This window comes from Rhodobacter sp. Har01, from assembly GCF_020564565.1.
Lineage (GTDB): Bacteria > Pseudomonadota > Alphaproteobacteria > Rhodobacterales > Rhodobacteraceae > Pseudogemmobacter.
In genome coordinates this window covers 282867-299635 of sequence record NZ_JAJCTD010000004.1, presented here as the reverse complement: position 1 = coordinate 299635, position 16769 = coordinate 282867, and the positions used below count along the sequence as shown (strand labels likewise).

At 67.2% G+C, this 16769-nt stretch carries 18 protein-coding genes; 12 read left to right on the top strand and 6 right to left on the bottom strand.

The features are described from left to right. Window positions 1-189: 189 nt before the first annotated feature. Window positions 190-396, top strand: a complete 207-nt coding sequence (locus LHP98_RS12215; RefSeq protein ID WP_227252806.1) for a cold-shock protein — start codon at window positions 190-192, stop codon at window positions 394-396. 27 nt (window positions 397-423) lie between these two features. Here the strand turns inward: LHP98_RS12215 and LHP98_RS12210 are convergent, their stop codons facing one another. Further along, the gene (locus tag LHP98_RS12210) at window positions 424-747 is read right to left on the bottom strand and encodes an arsenate reductase family protein (RefSeq protein ID WP_227252805.1); all 324 of its coding nucleotides are present in this window, start codon (window positions 745-747) and stop codon (window positions 424-426) included. An 81-nt stretch (window positions 748-828) separates the two neighbouring features. Continuing rightward, the gene (locus LHP98_RS12205) at window positions 829-1224 is read right to left on the bottom strand and encodes a DUF2177 family protein (RefSeq protein ID WP_227252804.1); all 396 of its coding nucleotides are present in this window, start codon (window positions 1222-1224) and stop codon (window positions 829-831) included. A 227-nt stretch (window positions 1225-1451) separates the two neighbouring features. On the opposite strand from LHP98_RS12205, the gene LHP98_RS12200 reads away from it, so the two are divergent. The 3 genes from LHP98_RS12200 (at window position 1452) to LHP98_RS12190 (ending at window position 3077) form a co-directional block, all read left to right on the top strand. Next, window positions 1452-1901 (top strand): cytochrome c, encoded by a 450-nt coding sequence (locus LHP98_RS12200; protein ID WP_227252803.1) that lies wholly within the window; start codon window positions 1452-1454, stop codon window positions 1899-1901. Window positions 1902-1954: 53 nt separating this feature from the next. After that, complete coding sequence (locus LHP98_RS12195; RefSeq protein WP_227252802.1) at window positions 1955-2518, top strand: cytochrome b/b6 domain-containing protein; 564 nt, start codon at window positions 1955-1957, stop codon at window positions 2516-2518. Window positions 2519-2585: 67 nt separating this feature from the next. After that, window positions 2586-3077, top strand: a complete 492-nt coding sequence (locus LHP98_RS12190) for a hypothetical protein (RefSeq protein ID WP_227252801.1) — start codon at window positions 2586-2588, stop codon at window positions 3075-3077. Between the two features lies 1 nt (window position 3078). Here the strand turns inward: LHP98_RS12190 and yghX are convergent, their stop codons facing one another. Continuing rightward, a complete protein-coding gene (gene yghX, locus LHP98_RS12185) occupies window positions 3079-3966 on the bottom strand; it encodes a YghX family hydrolase (RefSeq protein ID WP_227252800.1) in 888 nt (295 codons plus the stop codon). A gap of 223 nt (window positions 3967-4189) precedes the next feature. Between yghX and nrdR the strand changes: the two genes are divergently transcribed. The 5 genes from nrdR (at window position 4190) to LHP98_RS12160 (ending at window position 10228) form a co-directional block, all read left to right on the top strand. Further along, window positions 4190-4657: a transcriptional regulator NrdR gene (nrdR, locus tag LHP98_RS12180; protein ID WP_227252799.1), complete on the top strand. Its 468-nt coding sequence runs from the start codon at window positions 4190-4192 to the stop codon at window positions 4655-4657. Window positions 4658-4671: 14 nt separating this feature from the next. After that, window positions 4672-5739, top strand: coding sequence for a bifunctional diaminohydroxyphosphoribosylaminopyrimidine deaminase/5-amino-6-(5-phosphoribosylamino)uracil reductase RibD (ribD, locus tag LHP98_RS12175; protein WP_227252948.1), 1068 nt, complete (start codon window positions 4672-4674; stop codon window positions 5737-5739). A 63-nt stretch (window positions 5740-5802) separates the two neighbouring features. Further along, window positions 5803-7758, top strand: a complete 1956-nt coding sequence (dnaG, locus tag LHP98_RS12170; protein ID WP_227252798.1) for a DNA primase — start codon at window positions 5803-5805, stop codon at window positions 7756-7758. An 83-nt stretch (window positions 7759-7841) separates the two neighbouring features. Next, window positions 7842-9839: an RNA polymerase sigma factor RpoD gene (gene rpoD / locus LHP98_RS12165; protein WP_227252797.1), complete on the top strand. Its 1998-nt coding sequence runs from the start codon at window positions 7842-7844 to the stop codon at window positions 9837-9839. Further along, the gene (locus LHP98_RS12160; RefSeq protein ID WP_227252796.1) at window positions 9836-10228 is read left to right on the top strand and encodes a hypothetical protein; all 393 of its coding nucleotides are present in this window, start codon (window positions 9836-9838) and stop codon (window positions 10226-10228) included. Before rpoD ends, LHP98_RS12160 begins: the two co-directional genes overlap by 4 nt. Here LHP98_RS12160 and thyX read toward each other — a convergent pair. Then, complete coding sequence (gene thyX / locus LHP98_RS12155; RefSeq protein ID WP_227252795.1) at window positions 10225-11130, bottom strand: FAD-dependent thymidylate synthase; 906 nt, start codon at window positions 11128-11130, stop codon at window positions 10225-10227. The genes LHP98_RS12160 and thyX overlap by 4 nt on opposite strands. A 197-nt stretch (window positions 11131-11327) precedes the next feature. Between thyX and LHP98_RS12150 the strand changes: the two genes are divergently transcribed. From LHP98_RS12150 to LHP98_RS12140, 3 genes are read left to right on the top strand one after another with little or no spacing between them, the layout of a single operon-like run. Next, the gene (locus tag LHP98_RS12150) at window positions 11328-12221 is read left to right on the top strand and encodes a hypothetical protein (protein WP_227252794.1); all 894 of its coding nucleotides are present in this window, start codon (window positions 11328-11330) and stop codon (window positions 12219-12221) included. Between the two features lie 53 nt (window positions 12222-12274). Beyond that, a complete protein-coding gene (locus LHP98_RS12145; RefSeq protein ID WP_227252793.1) occupies window positions 12275-13615 on the top strand; it encodes a tetratricopeptide repeat protein in 1341 nt (446 codons plus the stop codon). A gap of 39 nt (window positions 13616-13654) precedes the next feature. Beyond that, a complete protein-coding gene (locus tag LHP98_RS12140; RefSeq protein ID WP_227252792.1) occupies window positions 13655-14083 on the top strand; it encodes a VOC family protein in 429 nt (142 codons plus the stop codon). A 16-nt stretch (window positions 14084-14099) separates the two neighbouring features. On the opposite strand, the gene LHP98_RS12135 is transcribed toward LHP98_RS12140, so the two are convergent. Together LHP98_RS12135 and LHP98_RS12130 are read right to left on the bottom strand one after the other, a co-directional pair. Then, window positions 14100-15407 (bottom strand): NAD(P)/FAD-dependent oxidoreductase, encoded by a 1308-nt coding sequence (locus LHP98_RS12135; protein WP_227252791.1) that lies wholly within the window; start codon window positions 15405-15407, stop codon window positions 14100-14102. Next, window positions 15407-16762: a glutamine synthetase family protein gene (locus LHP98_RS12130; RefSeq protein ID WP_227252790.1), complete on the bottom strand. Its 1356-nt coding sequence runs from the start codon at window positions 16760-16762 to the stop codon at window positions 15407-15409. Before LHP98_RS12130 ends, LHP98_RS12135 begins: the two co-directional genes overlap by 1 nt. Window positions 16763-16769 lie beyond the last annotated feature (7 nt).

Below are 16769 nucleotides of genomic sequence, written 5' to 3'. Positions count from 1 at the left end.
TGGGCGCTTTCCTGCAACGGCAGAGCGGCCATCGCCATATTTCTTGATTTTCCTTTGCGCCGTGGCATCCTGACGCACAGTGACGACAGACTTTCTGACTGCCTCTCTCTGATGGAAGGCCCTGGAAGACCTGGCGGCACCGCCTCGCGGCAATCGCGCCCGGGGGGGTTGGAAATGGGAGAGCGGGGAATGCCGACGGGCACTGTGAAGTGGTTCAATTCGACCAAGGGGTATGGGTTCATTGCCCCCGATGACGGCGGCAAGGACGTGTTCGTTCATATCTCGGCGGTGGAACGCGCCGGTCTGAAGGGCCTGAACGACAACCAGAAGGTGGCCTACGAACTGGCCTCGGGCCGCGACGGCCGGTCCTCGGCAGGCGAATTGAAGCTGCTGTGAGCGGGCGGTGGGTGCAGCGCACCCACCCTACCGCGTCAGCGCCGCCTCGGTTGCGGCATCCCAGCCCAGATACCAGCGGTCGGCCTTGATGACCGGCCGCTTCATCACCGTGGGCTGCGCCTTGATCTGTTCCTCGGGGTCCGAGGCTTTCAGGAAATCGGAAAACGACCGGTAGGTGGTGGATTGGCGGTTCACCGCCAGGTCGCCGAATTCGCCGACGATCTCGGCAATCTCCGCCTGAGACAGCGGCGCTGCGCGCAGGTCGCGGAAGGTCACCTCCTTGCCCGCCGCCGCAAGCGCCTTGAGCGCCTTCTTGCAGGTGTCGCAGGTGGAAATGCCGTAAAGGATCATCGTCGGTGCCTTTTCGCAGAAGACGGGTCAAGCCTGACGAGGCCTTGCTGGCAGGTTCGCCCGCGGCCCGCAAGCCCCTGCTCAGCCATGGATCGCCCGTGTCGCCGCCACGCCCGCCCAGGCGGAGAAGGCGGTCAGGAAGCCGCCCCAGAGCGTGTCGGTGATCACCATCGAAGGGTGCCAGTCGCGCAGGATCGTCCAGGAGGTGAATTCGTAGGTGCCGTAGGCCATCAGCCCCAGGATCAGCGCCGGCACCACCACCGGCCCGGCGTCGCGCAGCGCCGGGGCCGAGACGAGGTAGACCAGCCCCGCCACGTAGGACAGATAGAACACGACCGCCGGCGCCATGCGGATCGGCTCGGCCATCAGCGGGCCGATGTGCCGGGTGAACAGCGGTTTCATGACCAGAGTCAGCATGATCGCGTCGAGAACAAGAAAGATCAGGGCGGTCAGGGCGTAGAGGGTGAGCACGGGCATGGACGACTCCTTTTGCCCGGGTGAGGTAGTGCGGATTTCGCGGCGGCAAGGGGCAGGCGGCCGGCCACAGTGTTTGCGCGGACGTGTGGCGAAGGGCGCGGCGCTGCCCTGTGGCAGGCAAAACATGAGTTCAATATATTGGAAAGTAACGGTTTTCTTACGACGGAATGATGCTGCACCTGCGTATAAGCCCCGAGCAACCCCAACTTGCAGCGAAGGAGATACGCATGCGCAAGGTTCTATACGCCGCCGCAGCCGCGGCCCTGGTGGGCAGCATCGCGCTGGCCGCCGACCCGATGGAAACGGTGACCGCCCGCCAGGACTACTACAAGTCGCTGGGCGCGGTGATGAAGCCGATGGGCAAGCTGGCCGAGAGCTTCGACGCCGAAGCCGCCAAGGCCGAAGCGGCGAAGCTTGAGGCGGCGCTGGCCGTCGACGTGCGGCCGCTGTTCGCGCCGGGCACCTCGGATGCCGAATTCCCCGGCAAGAGCCGTGCGATGGCAAAGCTGTGGGACAACATGGAAGACGTCGGTACCAAGGGCAAGGCGATGCACGAAGCCGCAGCCGTGGTCATTGCGGCGGCCAATGCCGGCGATGCGGCCGCCTTTGGCGAGGCTTTCGGCAAGCTGGGCGGCACCTGCAAGGCCTGCCACGACGCCTATCGCGTGCCGGAATAGGCAGCGCAACGGCCGGGCGCCCCCGGCCTTTCCCTTTCCAATAGAGGCTCACCATGACCAAGCGAAACGAACAGATTTGGGACCCCGCGCTGCGCATCTTTCACTGGGCGCTGGCGGCGGCGGTGGTGGCCTCCTGGCTGCTGGGCCAGTTCGGCCCCTTGGACATGACGCTGCACTTCTGGTCGGGCTACGCGGTGGCGGTGCTGATCGGATTCCGCCTGGTCTGGGGTTTTGTCGGCCCGCGCACCGCCCGCTTCGCCAGCTTTCTGCGCGGCCCGGGCGTGGTGCTGGCCTATGTCCGCAGCCTGCCCGCGCGCAAGGCCAGCCATGCCCGCGGCCACAACCCGCTGGGCGGCTGGTCGATCCTGGCGATGCTGGGGCTGCTCATCGCGCAGATCGGCACCGGGCTGATCCTGGACCCCGAGGACTACATCAATGTCGGCCCGCTGGCCGAAAGCGTCTCGACCGAATGGAACCGCTGGGCGCTGGGCATGCACCACAAGCTGGGCGTCGCGCTGCTGGCGCTGGTGGTGCTGCACCTGGCCGCGATCCTGTTCTACCGGTTCTGGAAGCGCGAGGATCTGGTCACCCCGATGATCACTGGACAGCGGCGCTGACCGGCGCGTTTCCCGACCTTGCGCCGCCAGGGACGCCCCGGCACACTGGCCGCAAAGGAGACCTGCCATGCGCGCCGCCCTGATGTCGCTTGCCCTGCTGGCCCCCTCTGCCGCCTTGGCCGACTGCCCGGGCGAGGTGGTCTTTTCCTGCCCGATCAAGGGCAAGGTGCTGGAGGTCTGCCATGATGGCAGCGCGGCGCAGTATGTCTTTGGCCGCCCTGGCACGCCGGACCTGACCATTCGGGAAAGCCTTGCCACGCTGGCGTTCCAGCCTTGGCCCGGCATCGGCCGGACGATCTGGCAGAGCGTGCGCTTCCAGAACGACGACGTGGTCTACGAGGTCTGGTCGTCGGTCGACAAGCCGATGGAGGAAAACGCCCCCGACCCGGACTGGGCGGGCGGTGTCATCGTCACCCGGGCCGACGAGACGCTGGCCGAGTTGGCCTGTTCGGACCCGCCCGACCCGCCGTTCCTGGACGCGCTTTACGACGCCAAGGTGGCGGTCGGGCAGTGCTGGAACTTCGACAGTCAGGCCTGGCAGGCGGCGCCCTGCCCTTGAATCAGGCCAGGTTGGCCGCAAAGAACTCCAACGTCCGGCTCCAGGCCAGATCGGCCGCCGCCGCGTCATAGCGGGGTGTGGTGTCGTTGTGGAAGCCGTGGTTCACGCCGGGGTAGATATGGGCCTCATACCGGGTGCCGGCGGCCTTGAGCGCGGCCTCGAAGGCCGGCCAGCCCTCGTTGATGCGGCTGTCGAGTTCCGCGTAATGCAGAAGCAGCGGGCACTTGATCTTGGCCACATCCTCGGCCGCCGGCTGGCGGCCGTAGAAGGCCACCGCCCCGCCCAGGCCCGGGAAGGCCACCGCCGCGGCATTGGCCACGCCGCCGCCGTAGCAGAAGCCGGTGATGCCGACGCGGCCGGTGCTGTCCGGGTGGGTCGTCAGGAAATCGACGGCGGCGAAGAAATCGTTCATCAGCTTGACCGGGTCGACCGTGGCCTGCAACTCGCGGCCCTTTTCATCATCGCCGGGGTAGCCGCCGACCGAGGTCAGCCCATCGGGCGCCAGCGTCAGGAAGCCGGCCTTGCCCAGCCGCCGGGCGACATCCTCGATATAGGGGTTGAGCCCGCGGTTTTCGTGCACCACCACGACGGCGGGCAGCTTGCCCGTGGCCCCGGCCGGGCGGACCAGCAGGCCGTTCACCTGCCCATGGCCCTGCGGAGAGGGGTAGCTGATCCGCTCGGCCTGAATGCCCGCGTCGTCGGCGGCCACCTGTTGGGCCAGCGCGTAGTTCGGGCTGAGCACGTTCAAGAGCGCCACCGCCGTCAGCCCGCCCACCGCGAACTTTCCGGCGCGGTCCAGGAATTCGCGCTTGGTGATGCGGCCATGGGCATAGAAATCGTACAGTTCCAGCAGTTCGGGCGGGAAATCCTTGGCGGTCATCCGGGTCATCGGCAGTCTCCCCCTGCGGTTGAGACAAAAGCGTAACCTGCGATGCAGGGTTTCCCCGCACACGCTTGCGTGAGTCCGCCGCGCCACACCCGCGGCCCCAGATTCCGGGCCGGAATTTTCGCGCTGGCCCAGATTGCGGGGCTGCCCCTATAGTCTGTGGCAAGAACCGGGGGAAACACCCGGTCTTGAGGCAGGACAACAAGAACAAGCAAGGAGGGAGCCGATGCGCTGCCCATTCTGCGGCAATATCGACACCCAGGTGAAGGATTCGCGCCCGGCCGAGGATCACGTATCGATCCGCCGCCGGCGCTTTTGCCCCGCCTGTGGCGGGCGTTTCACCACCTATGAGCGCGTGCAACTGCGCGATCTGGTGGTGATCAAATCCAGCGGCAAGCGCGAGGATTTCGACCGCGACAAGCTGGAACGGTCCATCCGCATCGCCATGCAGAAGCGGCCGATCGACCCCGAACGCATCGACCAGATGATCAGCGGCATCGTGCGGCGGCTGGAATCCCTGGGCGAGACCGACATCCCCTCGAAGCTGATCGGCGAGATCGTGATGGAAAGCCTGGCCCGGATCGACACCGTGGCCTATGTCCGCTTTGCCAGCGTTTACAAGAACTTCCAGGCGGCGGGCGACTTTGACCGCTTCGTCAGCGAGCTGCGGCCGAACGACAAGCAGGAAGAGTGAGCGACACCGATCACATGGCCCACGCCCTGCGCCTTGCGGCGCGGGGCCTGGGTGCGACCTGGCCGAACCCCTCGGTCGGCTGCGTGATCGTCAAGGATGGCGTGGTGCTGGGGCGCGGCACCACGGCGCCGGGCGGCCGGCCCCATGCCGAGCGGGTGGCCCTGGCACAGGCGGGCGCGGCGGCGGCCGGCGCCACCGCCTATGTCACGCTGGAGCCCTGCGCCCATCACGGCCAGACCCCGCCCTGCGCCGAGGCGCTGGTGGCGGCCCGGCTGGCCCGCGTGGTGACCGCCTTGACCGACCCCGACCCGCGTACCGCAGGCCAGGGCCACGCGCTGCTGCGCAAGGCCGGCATCGCGGTGACCGAAGGCGTGCTGTCCGATCCGGCCGCCCGCGTCGCCGCCGGGTTCGTCAAGCGCGTCACCCGGGGCCTGCCCTTCGTGACGCTCAAGCTGGCCACCACGCTGGATGGCCGCATCGCCACCGCCACCGGCGAAAGCCGCTGGATCACCGGGGCGCAGGCGCGGGCGCATGGGCACCTCTTGCGGCTGAGCCATGATGCGGTGCTGGTCGGATCGGGCACCGCCCGCGCCGACGACCCCGACCTGACCATCCGCGCCTTCGGCACCGCGCGCCAGCCGCTGCGCGTCGTGCTGGACAGCCGACTGTCGCACCGGCCCGACAGCCGGCTGGGCCAGACCGCCCGCCTGTTGCCGGTCTGGCTGTTGCACGGCCCCGCGGCCGCGCCCGAGGCCCGCGCCGCCTGGTCCGCAACGGGCGCGCGCCTGATCGAATGCCCCGCCGTGGGCGACCACCTCGACCTTGCCGCCGCCTTTCGGCGCCTGGCAAAGGAAGGCCTGACCCGCGTCCTGTGCGAAGGCGGCGGCACGCTTGCGGCGGCGCTGACCCGGGCCGGACTGGTTGACGCGCTGGCGCTGTATCAGGCCGGTTGCCTGATCGGCGCCGACGGCACCCCCGCGCTTGGCCCGCTTGGCCTGAGCCTGTTGCAGGACGCCCCTCGTCTGCGGCTGGGCGAGACCAGGACCCTCGGTCCCGACACCTTCAGCCTCTGGTTCAGCTGAGGCGGTCCGCTCCGGCACGACCGGCGACTCGACTCGGGCGCCCGGCAGGCCCATATCTGGACCATGTCCCTGCCCCCCGGATTCCTTGACGAGCTGCGCACCCGCGTCTCCCTGTCGGCCGTTGTCGGCCGCAAGGTGACCTGGGACATGCGCAAGTCGAACATGGCCAAGGGCGACTGGTGGGCGCCTTGCCCGTTCCACCAGGAAAAGTCGGCCAGCTTCCACGTCGATGACCGCAAGGGGTTCTACTACTGCTTCGGTTGCCATGCGAAGGGCGACGCGCTGACCTTCGTCAAGGAGACCGAGAACCTCTCGTTCATCGAGGCCGTCGCCGTTCTGGCCGCCGAGGCCGGGTTGCCGATGCCCGAACGCGATCCGCGCGCGGCCGAACAGGCCGACCGCCGCAGCGAACTGGCCAAGGTCATGGACGAGGCGGTCAAATGGTTCCGCCTGCAACTGAAGACGGCCGTCGGCGCCGAGGCGCGGAAATACCTGACCGAAAAGCGCCGCCTGGCCGAGCCGGCCTGGGACCGCTGGGATATCGGCTGGGCCCCAGCCAGCCGCCATGCCCTGAAGGACGCCTTGGCCGCAAAGGGCATCGCGCCCGACCTGATGGTGGCCAGCGGGTTGATCGCCAAGGGCGACGACGGCAGCCTTTTCGACCGCTTCCGCGGCCGCATCATCTTTCCCATCCGCGACACGCGCGGCCGGGCGATCAGCCTTGGCGGGCGCGCGCTTGACCCCAATGCGCCGGCCAAATACCTGAACGGCCCCGAGACCGAGTTGTTCGACAAGGGCCGCACCCTGTTCAACATCGGCCCCGCGCGCGAGGCCGCCGGCAAGGGCAAGCCGCTGGTCGTGGCCGAAGGCTACATGGACGTGATCGCCCTGTCCGAAGCCGGCTTCACCGCCGCCGTGGCCCCCTTGGGCACCGCCGTCACGGAAGACCAGCTGCGCTTGATGTGGCGGCTGGCCGACGAGCCGGTGATCGCGCTGGACGGCGACAGCGCCGGCCTGCGCGCCGGCCTGCGGGTGGTGGACCTGGCGCTGCCGCTGCTGGAGGCCGGCAAGGGCCTGCGCTTTGCGCTGCTGCCCGGCGGCATGGACCCTGACGATCTGATCAAGGCCGAAGGGGCGCAGGCCATGCAGCGGGTGCTGGACGGCGCCCAGCCGATGGTGCGGCTGTTGTGGCAACGCGAGACCGAAGGGCAGGACTTCTCGTCCCCAGAACGACAGGCGGCCCTGGAATCGCGGCTGAACGAATTGACTTCGCGCATCAAGGACCGACTGATCAAGGATCGCTACACTGAGACTTTGCGGCGCCTGAAGAACGACTTCTTCTGGTCCCTCACAGCCCGAAAGCCGAAAGCCGGAAAGGGCAAACGGAAGGACTTCTTCGAAGACAAGGCGCCGCCCCTGGCCTCGACCCGGGCCTCGCTGCTGGCCGCCGGCCACGCGCCGGAAGACACCCTGCGCGAGGCGGTGATCCTGGCCGCGCTGGTCCGCTTTCCGGGCCTGGTTCACCGTTTCGAGACCTCGCTGGAACGGTTGGACCTGTCGACCGAGGACCACACCCGCCTGCGCAACCTGCTGCTGACCCACGCGCCGGACGCCGATTGTCGCGCCCGGATCGAGGCCGACAGCCCCGCCGCCCTTGACCGGCTGCTGGCGCATCCCCATGTCCGTATTGCGCCGCCGATGCTGCCGCGAAACGATGAGGACTTCGCCGCCGTCTGCATCGCGGTCGATCTGGCGGCGCTCGAGGCCAAGCGGGCCCACCGGATCGAGATGGCGGAGGCCGAGTTGGGCATCGCCGGGCTGGCCGACGAATCGCAGACCTGGCGCGTGTCCCGCGCGACCGACCTGCGAAACGCCGCGTCCCGCGGCATGCCGAAGGAGCAGAAGGGCGAGACCATCCTTGCGCCGAACGGCGTGGAACAGGACCGCGAGGAACTGGACCGTGCCCGCCGCCTGCATGACCAGATCGACTTCAGCCGGGGCGGTCGCAGCCGTCCTTAGACCGATTCGCCCTTCACCCTGCCGTGATTCGCGCTATTGATTCGATAACATCACTCTCCGATTCGCCGACCCCAGGAGCACGCATGGCCCTCAAGGACACCGACGACGCGAAGCCCGAAAACGATGACGCCGACGCCTCGCTCGACATGAGCCAGGCCGCCGTCAAGAAGATGATCGCGGACGCGCGTGAACGGGGCTACATCACCTACGACCAGCTCAACCAGGTGATGCCGCCCGAGACCGTCTCGTCCGAGCAGATCGAGGATCTGATGTCGATGCTCTCCGAGATGGGCGTCAACGTCATCGAGGAAGAGGAATCCGACGACCCGGTCGAGCCCACGGTTGCGGGCGACCTCGTCGAGGCCTCGACCTCGCGCGAGGTCGCGCTGGCGGGCGCGCAGTCGGAATCGCTGGACCGCACCGATGACCCGGTGCGGATGTATCTGCGCGAGATGGGCTCGGTCGAGTTGCTGAGCCGCGAAGGCGAGATCGCCATCGCCAAGCGCATCGAGGCCGGCCGCAACACCATGATCGCGGGCCTGTGCGAAAGCCCGCTGACCTTTCACGCCATCACCATCTGGCGCGACGAACTGCTGAACGAAGAGATCCTTCTGCGCGACGTGATCGACCTTGAGGCCACCTTTGGCCGCAGTCTGGACGGCGACGAGGAACTGGAAGGCCCGCCGCTGGATGACATCGAGGTCGGCGGCGCCGCCCCGCGCCGGGCCGCCAGCGACGAGCCGGAACTGGATGCCGACGGCAACCCGATCCTGCGCGAAGAGCCGGACGACGAGGACGACGAGGGCTCGAACCTGTCGCTGGCCGCGATGGAGGCCGCGCTCAAGCCCAAGGTGCTGGAAACCCTGGACCTGATCGCCCGCGACTACACCAAGCTGGCCGAGATGCAGGATCAGCGGATGTCGGCCGCGCTGTCGCATACCTCGCGGTTTTCCACCAGCGAAGAGGCCGCCTACCAGAAGCTGCGGTCGGAAATCGTGCTGCTCGTCAACGAGCTGCACCTGAACAACAGCCGGATCGAGGCCCTGATCGACCAGCTGTACGGCATCAACAAGCGGATCATGTCGATCAATTCGGGCATGGTGAAGCTGGCCGATGCGGCGCGGATCAACCGCCAGGAATTCATCGTCGAATACCAGGGCTACGAGCTGGACCCGGGCTGGTGCGACCGCATGGCCGCGAAAGCCGGCCGCGGCTGGCAGATGCTGATGGAGAAGAGCCGCGACAAGGTGGAAGAGCTGCGCGCCGAGATGGCCCAGGTCGGCCAGTATGTCGGCGTCGACATCAGCGAATTCCGCCGGATCGTGAACCAGGTCCAGAAGGGCGAGAAAGAGGCGCGTCAGGCCAAGAAGGAAATGGTCGAGGCGAACCTGCGTCTCGTCATCTCGATCGCCAAGAAATACACCAACCGGGGCCTGCAATTCCTTGATCTCATTCAGGAAGGCAACATCGGCTTGATGAAGGCCGTGGACAAGTTCGAATACCGCCGCGGCTACAAGTTCAGCACCTATGCGACCTGGTGGATCCGGCAGGCGATCACCCGCTCGATCGCCGATCAGGCCCGGACCATCCGGATTCCGGTGCACATGATCGAGACGATCAACAAGCTGGTGCGGACGGGGCGCCAGATGCTGCACGAGATCGGCCGCGAGCCGACGCCCGAGGAATTGGCCGAAAAGCTGCAGATGCCGCTGGAAAAGGTCCGCAAGGTGATGAAGATCGCCAAGGAACCGATTTCGCTGGAAACCCCGATTGGCGACGAGGAAGACAGCCAGCTTGGCGACTTCATCGAAGACAAGAACGCCATCCTGCCGCTGGATTCCGCCATTCAGGAAAACCTGAAGGAAACCGCGACCCGCGTGCTGGCCAGCCTGACCCCCCGCGAGGAACGCGTGCTGCGCATGCGCTTCGGCATCGGCATGAACACCGACCACACGCTTGAGGAGGTCGGCCAGCAGTTCAGCGTCACCCGCGAACGCATCCGCCAGATCGAAGCCAAGGCCCTGCGCAAGCTGAAGCACCCGAGCCGGAGCCGGAAACTGCGGAGTTTCCTGGATCAATGAGCGGCGAAGGCCTGACGATCGCCCAGCTGCGCGAAGAAATCGCGACGTCGAGCGCGAAAGCCGCGTTCGACGTCATCGTGGACGGATTCTCGGCGCTTGGGGGTCTTACGCTGATTGCGCACCACAAAGGGTTCATCAACACCCTGCGCATCCTCCGAGGCGACGAATACTGCTTTTCCAGCATTCCCAACGACGAGTGGGTTCTGGCCTGCATCCGCAAGCCAGAGTTGCGGCGGGGCAGGCTGACGCCGGAAGAGGTATTGGTGGCCTTCCCGGATGCCCATGTGAACTCCAAAGGCGAGGTTGCCCTTCGGATCCGCGATGCTGCCACGGCCTCGCGCTGGCTTGAGATGATCCGCGCCGCGGGCCCCGTGCCGGCTGACCCTTAGCCCCAGACCTCGACAAACTCGCGCCACTCGCCCTTCGACATGCCGCTGTCTTCCTGGCCGACCGCCTCACCCGCCAGGCGCCGCTTCAGCACTGCCATCGCCTTGGCCGAAAGCGTGGTTCCGCCCATGCGGTAGTCTTCGAAGGCGGCGTAGGCGGCGGGGACCCAGTCTTTCGTGCAGGCCGCAATCGCCTCGGCATAGACGCGGATTTCGTATTGGGCGTGGTGGTCCGCCCGTAGCCGCAGGAAGTGGAAGAGGTTGTGCAGGTCCACCTTCCAGTACCATTGCGTGTAGATGTTCATCGGCAGGTTCATCCGCGCAAGCTCTCGGGCCAGGCCCTGCTGGCCGTCCTGGCTCAGCATCGCCTCGTAATCGTCGTAGCATTGGGCGGCGTCGCGTTTCAGGGTTTCCAGCACGCGGGCGGCTTCGGGGCCGGACAAAAGGTCTCCGCGGCCCTGGTTGTTGACGGTGGATTGCGCGGCCAGCTGGTCGGGGGCGGGGATGTAGAATTCGCGGTCGAGGATGGAATAGCGGGCCGAGTATTCGTTGACGTTGGCGGTGCGGTGGCGGATCCACTGGCGGGCGACGAAGACCGGCAGTTTGACGTGCAGCTTGATCTCGCACATCTCGAACGGGGTCGAGTGCCAGTGCCGCATCAGGTAGCGGATCAGGCCCTCGTCGTTCTGGACGTGCTTGGTGCCGGCGCCATAGCTGACGCGGGCGGCCTGCACGATGGCGCTGTCGTCGCCCATGTAGTCGATGACGCGGATGAAGCCGTGGTCCAGCACCTCATGCGCGCGGTAGAGGTGCGCCTCCATCCCGGGAGAGACCGCGCGAAGCGTCGGCTGGGCGGTGGCGCGCGCGGCCTCGATCTCGGCACGCTGGTCGGGGGTCAGGGGCATGGCAAGGCCTTTCGCGGAAGGAATGAGTCGCGGGCGACTATATCTGGTAGAGCGCTGCGCGGAAACCGCGAGAAGCTGCGTGATGCCCGGGCGCAACGGGTGCCCCGCACCACGGAGACCCGGTCACTTCCGCTTTGACTTTTCGAACCTTTGCCGGCAGGTTCGGCCTGAATTCTGGTATTTCTGAGGTCAGCCCCATGTCGAAGCGCGGTTTCACGGTCCTGGCTCTGCTGTCGATGCTGGCCGGTTGCGGCGGCAATCCCTTCGTGAACCAGGAAGATCCGGGGGCGGACGGCGGGACGCCCGATACCACGCCCGGGTCGGTGTATGGCGACGATCTGAATGACGATCTTGTCATGAACAGCATGGTCTATGACCCGGACGGAAACGTCATCGTGGTGAACAACATTCCGTTCGACGGTGCGACCGCGGCGAATGGCCAGGCAGAGTATGAGCAGACCGGGACGCTGCCGGGCGACTTCGGCCGTTATGAGAACGTTGCCGGGGCGAACCGGTATTTTGCGGTGTTCCGCCGTTCGGGCACTGGGGCGGTCGAAGCGGGTGCTTTCGGCACGACGGCCTTTGTGGACTTCGGCCTTGGCGGCGCCGCGGCCAAGCGGCTTGCGACATCGGTCAGTCTGCCGAACTCGGGTGAATACACCTTCACCGGCGAATACGCAGCGATCCGGATCTTCGACTCGGCCTCGGGCATCAACACGCCGCAGTATGTGACCGGCGCGGCGGAAATCGACATCGACTTCGGCGATTTCGATGGCATCGGCGCCATCCTCGGCACGGTCTCGGGCCGGCAGGTCTATGACTCGGCCGGCGCACCCCTGGGCGTGATGGACGACTACATCTCGCTGGCCCTGGGCAACGTCGACCGGAGCAATGGCACCATCGACGGCGGCGGTGCCAGCTTGCGCGAGACCAGCACCGGCAGCATCATCGCCTCGGGCGACTGGTCGGGCGTGATCGGCGGGACGAACGGGACCGAGCTTGCCGGCATTGTGGTTCTCGAGGGCGCGGTGGACGACGCCGGCGGCACGGGCAACATGCGGGAAACGGGTGTCATCATTGCGGCGCGATGACGCGCGGCCCTGAGCGCCGACAGACGTCAGGGATTCGGCGGGCGTGCCGTGCCTTGGCCTTTGCGGCGTGCATCGGCCTTTGGGTGGGAGATGCGCAGCCCGTTTTCGCCGAGGAAAGGCTGTCGATCGAAGAGGGCCGGACTCTGGCGGTGGTCCTGGTGCGGTCCGGACAGCCGACGGCGGCGCGGGTGGCCGCCAAGGCGCTGCTGACCCGCGATCCCGATGATGTGGTGGCGCTTCTGGTCCTGGCCCGGGCGGCCCGCGACCTGGGGTTTTATGACGAAGCGGCCTCGGCGGCGCGGCGGGCGTTCCGGCTGGCGCCGGAAGGCAGCCGGGACCGCTTTGGCGCCTCGCTTGCGATGGCGCAGGCGCTGGCCTCGGATGGCAAGCGCGGGCGGGCGCAATTCTGGCTGCGCCGTGCGGCGCAAGAGGCGCCGGACAAGGGCGCCCGCGCCGTTGCCCTGCGCGACCTGAACTATGTTCGTGCGCGCAACCCGCTGTCGGTGAAGCTGCAGTTCAACGTGTTCCCGTCGTCGAATGTGAACGGCGGTCCGACGACGAACGTTCTGGTGGTCGGCGGGCTTGAGTTCGTCAATCCCGATGCGGTGCCGCTGTCGGGCGCCGGGGTGACCCTGGGCTTCGATGCCACGCTGCGGCTGGCGGGAACCGAGGCGAACCAGGTCTTTGCCGGGGTATCGGTGGAGTCGACAAGCTACCAGTTGTCGGACCGGGCCAGGGCGCTGGTGCCGACAGCGCGGGCCGAGGACTATGCGACCGCGCAGGCCGTGCTGCTGGTCGGCTGGGCGGGGCGGCGAGACTGGGGCCGGATGTCGGCGCGGCTGAGTTTTGGCCGGGACTGGCGCGGCGGCGACCCGCTGGCCGACTGGACAAGGTTGAGCCTGTCGGCAGAGCGCGGATTCGGTGACCTGGGGGTCGGGGACCTGTCGCTTGCCCTGACCGACCGCGACCGCAAGGACCTGTCCATCCGGTCGTCGGAAGAACTGTCGCTGGGCGCCGGGTGGACCTGGACGCTGGGATCGGGCGACAGGCTGCGACTGGGCCTGGATCTGGGCAAGGTGTGGTCGGATGCGGCCTCGGTGGCGCGGCATTCGACAGCGCTGAACCTGTCCTGGCGCCGGGCCAAGCCGGTTCTGGGGATGCAGGTGTCGGCCTTCGGCAGCCTGGAGGTGACGGATTACGAGCGTCCGCTGGAGCTTCTGGGCACCGAGCATGACGTGACGGCGGAGCTTGGCGTGACCGCCGTGCTTTCCGACTATGATGTCCTTGGCTTTGCGCCGGAGGTGGGCTTCGTCCTGTCCCGGACCGAGTCGAACATCTCGGCGCTGACGACAGAGGCGGCCGAGTTGCGGCTGGGCATCCACTCGCTGTATTGATGGTGTCCGGCGACTGCATCGCTTGAAAGGGAGGTTGGCATGACCATCCGCTACCTGCACACCATGGTCCGGGTGCTGGACCTGGAGAAATCCATGGCCTTCTACCGGCTTCTGGGGCTGGAGGAGACCCGGCGCTATGACAGCGAGCAGGGCCGGTTCACGCTGGTCTTCATGGCGCCGCCGGGGCAGCCGGACTGCCCCGTGGAACTGACCTGGAACTGGGACGGCGATACCGGGCTGCCGTCGGACAGCCGGCACTTTGGCCATCTGGCCTATGAGGTGGACGATATCCATGCCACCTGCGCGCATCTGCAGGCGAACGGGGTGGTGATCAACCGCCCGCCGCGCGATGGCCGGATGGCTTTTGTGCGCAGCCCCGACAATGTCTCGGTCGAGCTTTTGCAGAAGGGCGCTGCCCTGGCGCCGGCCGAGCCTTGGGTGTCGATGCCGAACATCGGGCACTGGTAGACCTGCGGGCGAGGGCTCAGAACCCGATCCGGTCGCGGGCGGAATACCAGCTCATCGCCAGCACCAGAAGCGGCCAGCGGAAGGCGGCGCCGCCGGGGAAGCGGGGTTGCGGCAGGCTGGCCATCAGATCGAAGCCGGCGGACTGGCTGGACACCGCCTCGGCCAGCAGCTTGCCGGCCAGGGTGGCCAGCGCCACGCCGTGGCCCGAGTAGCCCGAGGCCGACAGGACGTTGGGGCGGACGCGGGCAAAGCAGGGCATGCGGTTCAAGGTGATCGCCAGGGTGCCGCCCCAGGCGTGGTCGATCTTCACGCCTTTCAGTTGGGGGTAGACCTCGAGCATCGGCTTGGAGACGGTCTTCACGATGTCGGGGAAGCGGTAGCCGTAGCTTTCGCCGCCGCCGAACAGCAGCCGGTTGTCGTCCGACAGCCGCCAGTAGTTCACCACGAATTTCGTGTCACAGGCGGCGACGTTTTCCGACAGGACCTCGGCCGCGCGGTCGCCCAGCGGTTCGGTCGCCAGCATGAAGTTGTTGATCGGCATGACCCGTGCCGCGACCTTCGGCTCCAGCGCGCCGAGATAGCCGTTGGCGGCAAGGATGACATGGTCGCAGGTGACGCGGCCGCCGCCGGTGGCGACCACGGGTTTTGCACCGTGGGTGATGTGGTGCACCTCGCTGCGCTCATAGAGGCGGGCGCCGGCGCGGGCGGCGGCGGCGGCCAGGCCGAGGGCGAAGTTCAAGGGGTGCAGGTGGCCCGCACCTCGGTCGATCTCGCCGCCCTTGTAGACCGGCGAGCCGACGATGCGGGCGATGCCCGCGCGGTCCAGCGGTTCAAGCTGGGAATAGCCGTAGTCGCGGTGCAGCTTTTCGCCGTAAAGGTGCAGCTCGCGCACCTCGGTATCGGTCCAGCAGGCATGGACGATGCCGGGGTGAAAGGTCACCGGAATGGCGTGGCGGGCGATCAGGTCGCGGACCAGGGCCTTGGCATCCTCGGCCAGCTGCCAGTAGCGGTGGGCGTCGTCGCGGCCCGCCACCTTTTCCAGCCAGACCTGATCCTGCCGCTGGCCGCTGCCGACCTGACCGCCGTTGCGCCCCGAGGCGCCGAAGCCCACCCGGTGCGCCTCGAGCAGCACCACCGACAGCCCGCGTTCGGCCAGGTGCAGGGCGGCCGAAAGGCCGGTGTAGCCACCGCCGATGATGCAGACATCGGCCGTGGTTGCGCCGTGCAGCGTGGGGAAGGGCGCAAGCGGCGTCGCAGTCGCGGCGTAGTAACTGGCCGGGTATTCCCCGGTCCGGTCATTGGCGTGCAGAAGGTTCGCTGCCATCACACGTTCAAGAGCAGATGCTCACGCTCCCACGGCGAGATGACTTGCAGGAATTCCTTGTATTCGTTGCGCTTCACGCTGTCGTAGACCTTGATGAAGTCGATCCCCATCACCTCTTTCAGCGCCGCATCCTCATCCAGCAGGTCCAGCGCGTCGCCCAGGGTGGTGGGGATCTCGTCGCTGTCGACATAGGCCGAGCCCGAGAATTCCGGGCGCGGCGCCTGCTTCGCCATCAGGCCGAGATAGCCGCAGGCCAGCGTGGCGGCGATGCCGAGGTAGGGGTTGCAGTCCATGCCGGGCAGGCGGTTTTCAATCCGGCGGGCGGCGGGGGTGGACAGCGGCACCCGAAGGCCGGTGGTGCGGTTGTCGCGGCCCCATTCCAGGTTGATGGGGGCGGCGAAGTCCGGCACGTAGCGGCGGTAGCTGTTGACGTAGGGAGCGAGCAGCGCGATGGCCGCGCCCATGTGGGCCTGCATGCCGCCGATGAAATGGGCGAAGGCCTCGGTTTCCACGCCCTTCGGGCCGGAAAAGATGTTCTTGCCGGTCTTCGTATCCACCACCGAGGTGTGGATGTGCATGGCGCTGCCGGGTTCTTCGGCGATCGGCTTGGCCATGAAGGTGGCAAAGCAATCGTGACGGAACGCGGCCTCGCGGATCATCCGCTTGAAGAAGAACACGTCGTCGGCCAGGCGCACGGGGTCGCCGTGGGCGAGGTTCAGCTCGATCTGGCCGGCGCCGCCTTCCTGCAGGATGCCGTCGATCTCAAGGCCCTGGGCTTCGGCGAAATCGTAGATGTCGTCGATGACCTTGCCGTATTCATCGACCGCCGACAGCGAATAGGCCTGCTTGGCCGCCGCCCGCCGCCCGGTGCGGCCCATCGGCGGGATGATCGGCATATTGGGGTCGATGTTGCGGGCGACCAGGAAGAATTCCATCTCGGGCGCCACCACCGGCTTCCAGCCCTGGGCGGCGTAAAGCGCGACGATGCGCTTCAGCACGTTGCGGGGCGCAAAGCCGATGTCGTTGCCATCCTGGTCCTTGGCATCATGGACGACCTGCAGCGCGACGTCGCTGGTCCAAGGCGAGGCGACGGTGGTCGAGAAATCCGGCACCAGGACCATGTCGGGTTCGGTGAAGGCGTCGAAGGGGTTGTCGGCCCAGTCGCCGGTGATCGTCTGCAGGAAGATCGAATTCGGCAGGTAGTAGCTGGTCTGCTTGCCGAACTTGGCGGCCGGCATGGCCTTGCCGCGGGCGACGCCGGCGATGTCGGCGATCACGCATTCCACTTCGTCTACCCGGCGGTTGCCGATGTAGTCGCGCGCTGCCTGCGGCAGCTGGTCGGTCCATTTGGACATAAGTCAC

Excerpts from the sequence above, each read along its gene's own strand:
- LHP98_RS12215 (WP_227252806.1), top strand. The coding sequence starts at position 190 with ATGCCGACGGGCACTGTGAAGTGGTTCAATTCGACCAAGGGGTATGGG.
- LHP98_RS12210 (WP_227252805.1), bottom strand. The coding sequence starts at position 747 with ATGATCCTTTACGGCATTTCCACCTGCGACACCTGCAAGAAGGCGCTC.
- LHP98_RS12205 (WP_227252804.1), bottom strand. The coding sequence starts at position 1,224 with ATGCCCGTGCTCACCCTCTACGCCCTGACCGCCCTGATCTTTCTTGTT.
- LHP98_RS12200 (WP_227252803.1), top strand. The coding sequence starts at position 1,452 with ATGCGCAAGGTTCTATACGCCGCCGCAGCCGCGGCCCTGGTGGGCAGC.
- LHP98_RS12195 (WP_227252802.1), top strand. The coding sequence starts at position 1,955 with ATGACCAAGCGAAACGAACAGATTTGGGACCCCGCGCTGCGCATCTTT.
- LHP98_RS12190 (WP_227252801.1), top strand. The coding sequence starts at position 2,586 with ATGCGCGCCGCCCTGATGTCGCTTGCCCTGCTGGCCCCCTCTGCCGCC.
- yghX (WP_227252800.1), bottom strand. The coding sequence starts at position 3,966 with ATGACCCGGATGACCGCCAAGGATTTCCCGCCCGAACTGCTGGAACTG.
- nrdR (WP_227252799.1), top strand. The coding sequence starts at position 4,190 with ATGCGCTGCCCATTCTGCGGCAATATCGACACCCAGGTGAAGGATTCG.
- ribD (WP_227252948.1), top strand. The coding sequence starts at position 4,672 with ATGGCCCACGCCCTGCGCCTTGCGGCGCGGGGCCTGGGTGCGACCTGG.
- dnaG (WP_227252798.1), top strand. The coding sequence starts at position 5,803 with ATGTCCCTGCCCCCCGGATTCCTTGACGAGCTGCGCACCCGCGTCTCC.
- rpoD (WP_227252797.1), top strand. The coding sequence starts at position 7,842 with ATGGCCCTCAAGGACACCGACGACGCGAAGCCCGAAAACGATGACGCC.
- LHP98_RS12160 (WP_227252796.1), top strand. The coding sequence starts at position 9,836 with ATGAGCGGCGAAGGCCTGACGATCGCCCAGCTGCGCGAAGAAATCGCG.
- thyX (WP_227252795.1), bottom strand. The coding sequence starts at position 11,130 with ATGCCCCTGACCCCCGACCAGCGTGCCGAGATCGAGGCCGCGCGCGCC.
- LHP98_RS12150 (WP_227252794.1), top strand. The coding sequence starts at position 11,328 with ATGTCGAAGCGCGGTTTCACGGTCCTGGCTCTGCTGTCGATGCTGGCC.
- LHP98_RS12140 (WP_227252792.1), top strand. The coding sequence starts at position 13,655 with ATGACCATCCGCTACCTGCACACCATGGTCCGGGTGCTGGACCTGGAG.
- LHP98_RS12135 (WP_227252791.1), bottom strand. The coding sequence starts at position 15,407 with ATGGCAGCGAACCTTCTGCACGCCAATGACCGGACCGGGGAATACCCG.
- LHP98_RS12130 (WP_227252790.1), bottom strand. The coding sequence starts at position 16,762 with ATGTCCAAATGGACCGACCAGCTGCCGCAGGCAGCGCGCGACTACATC.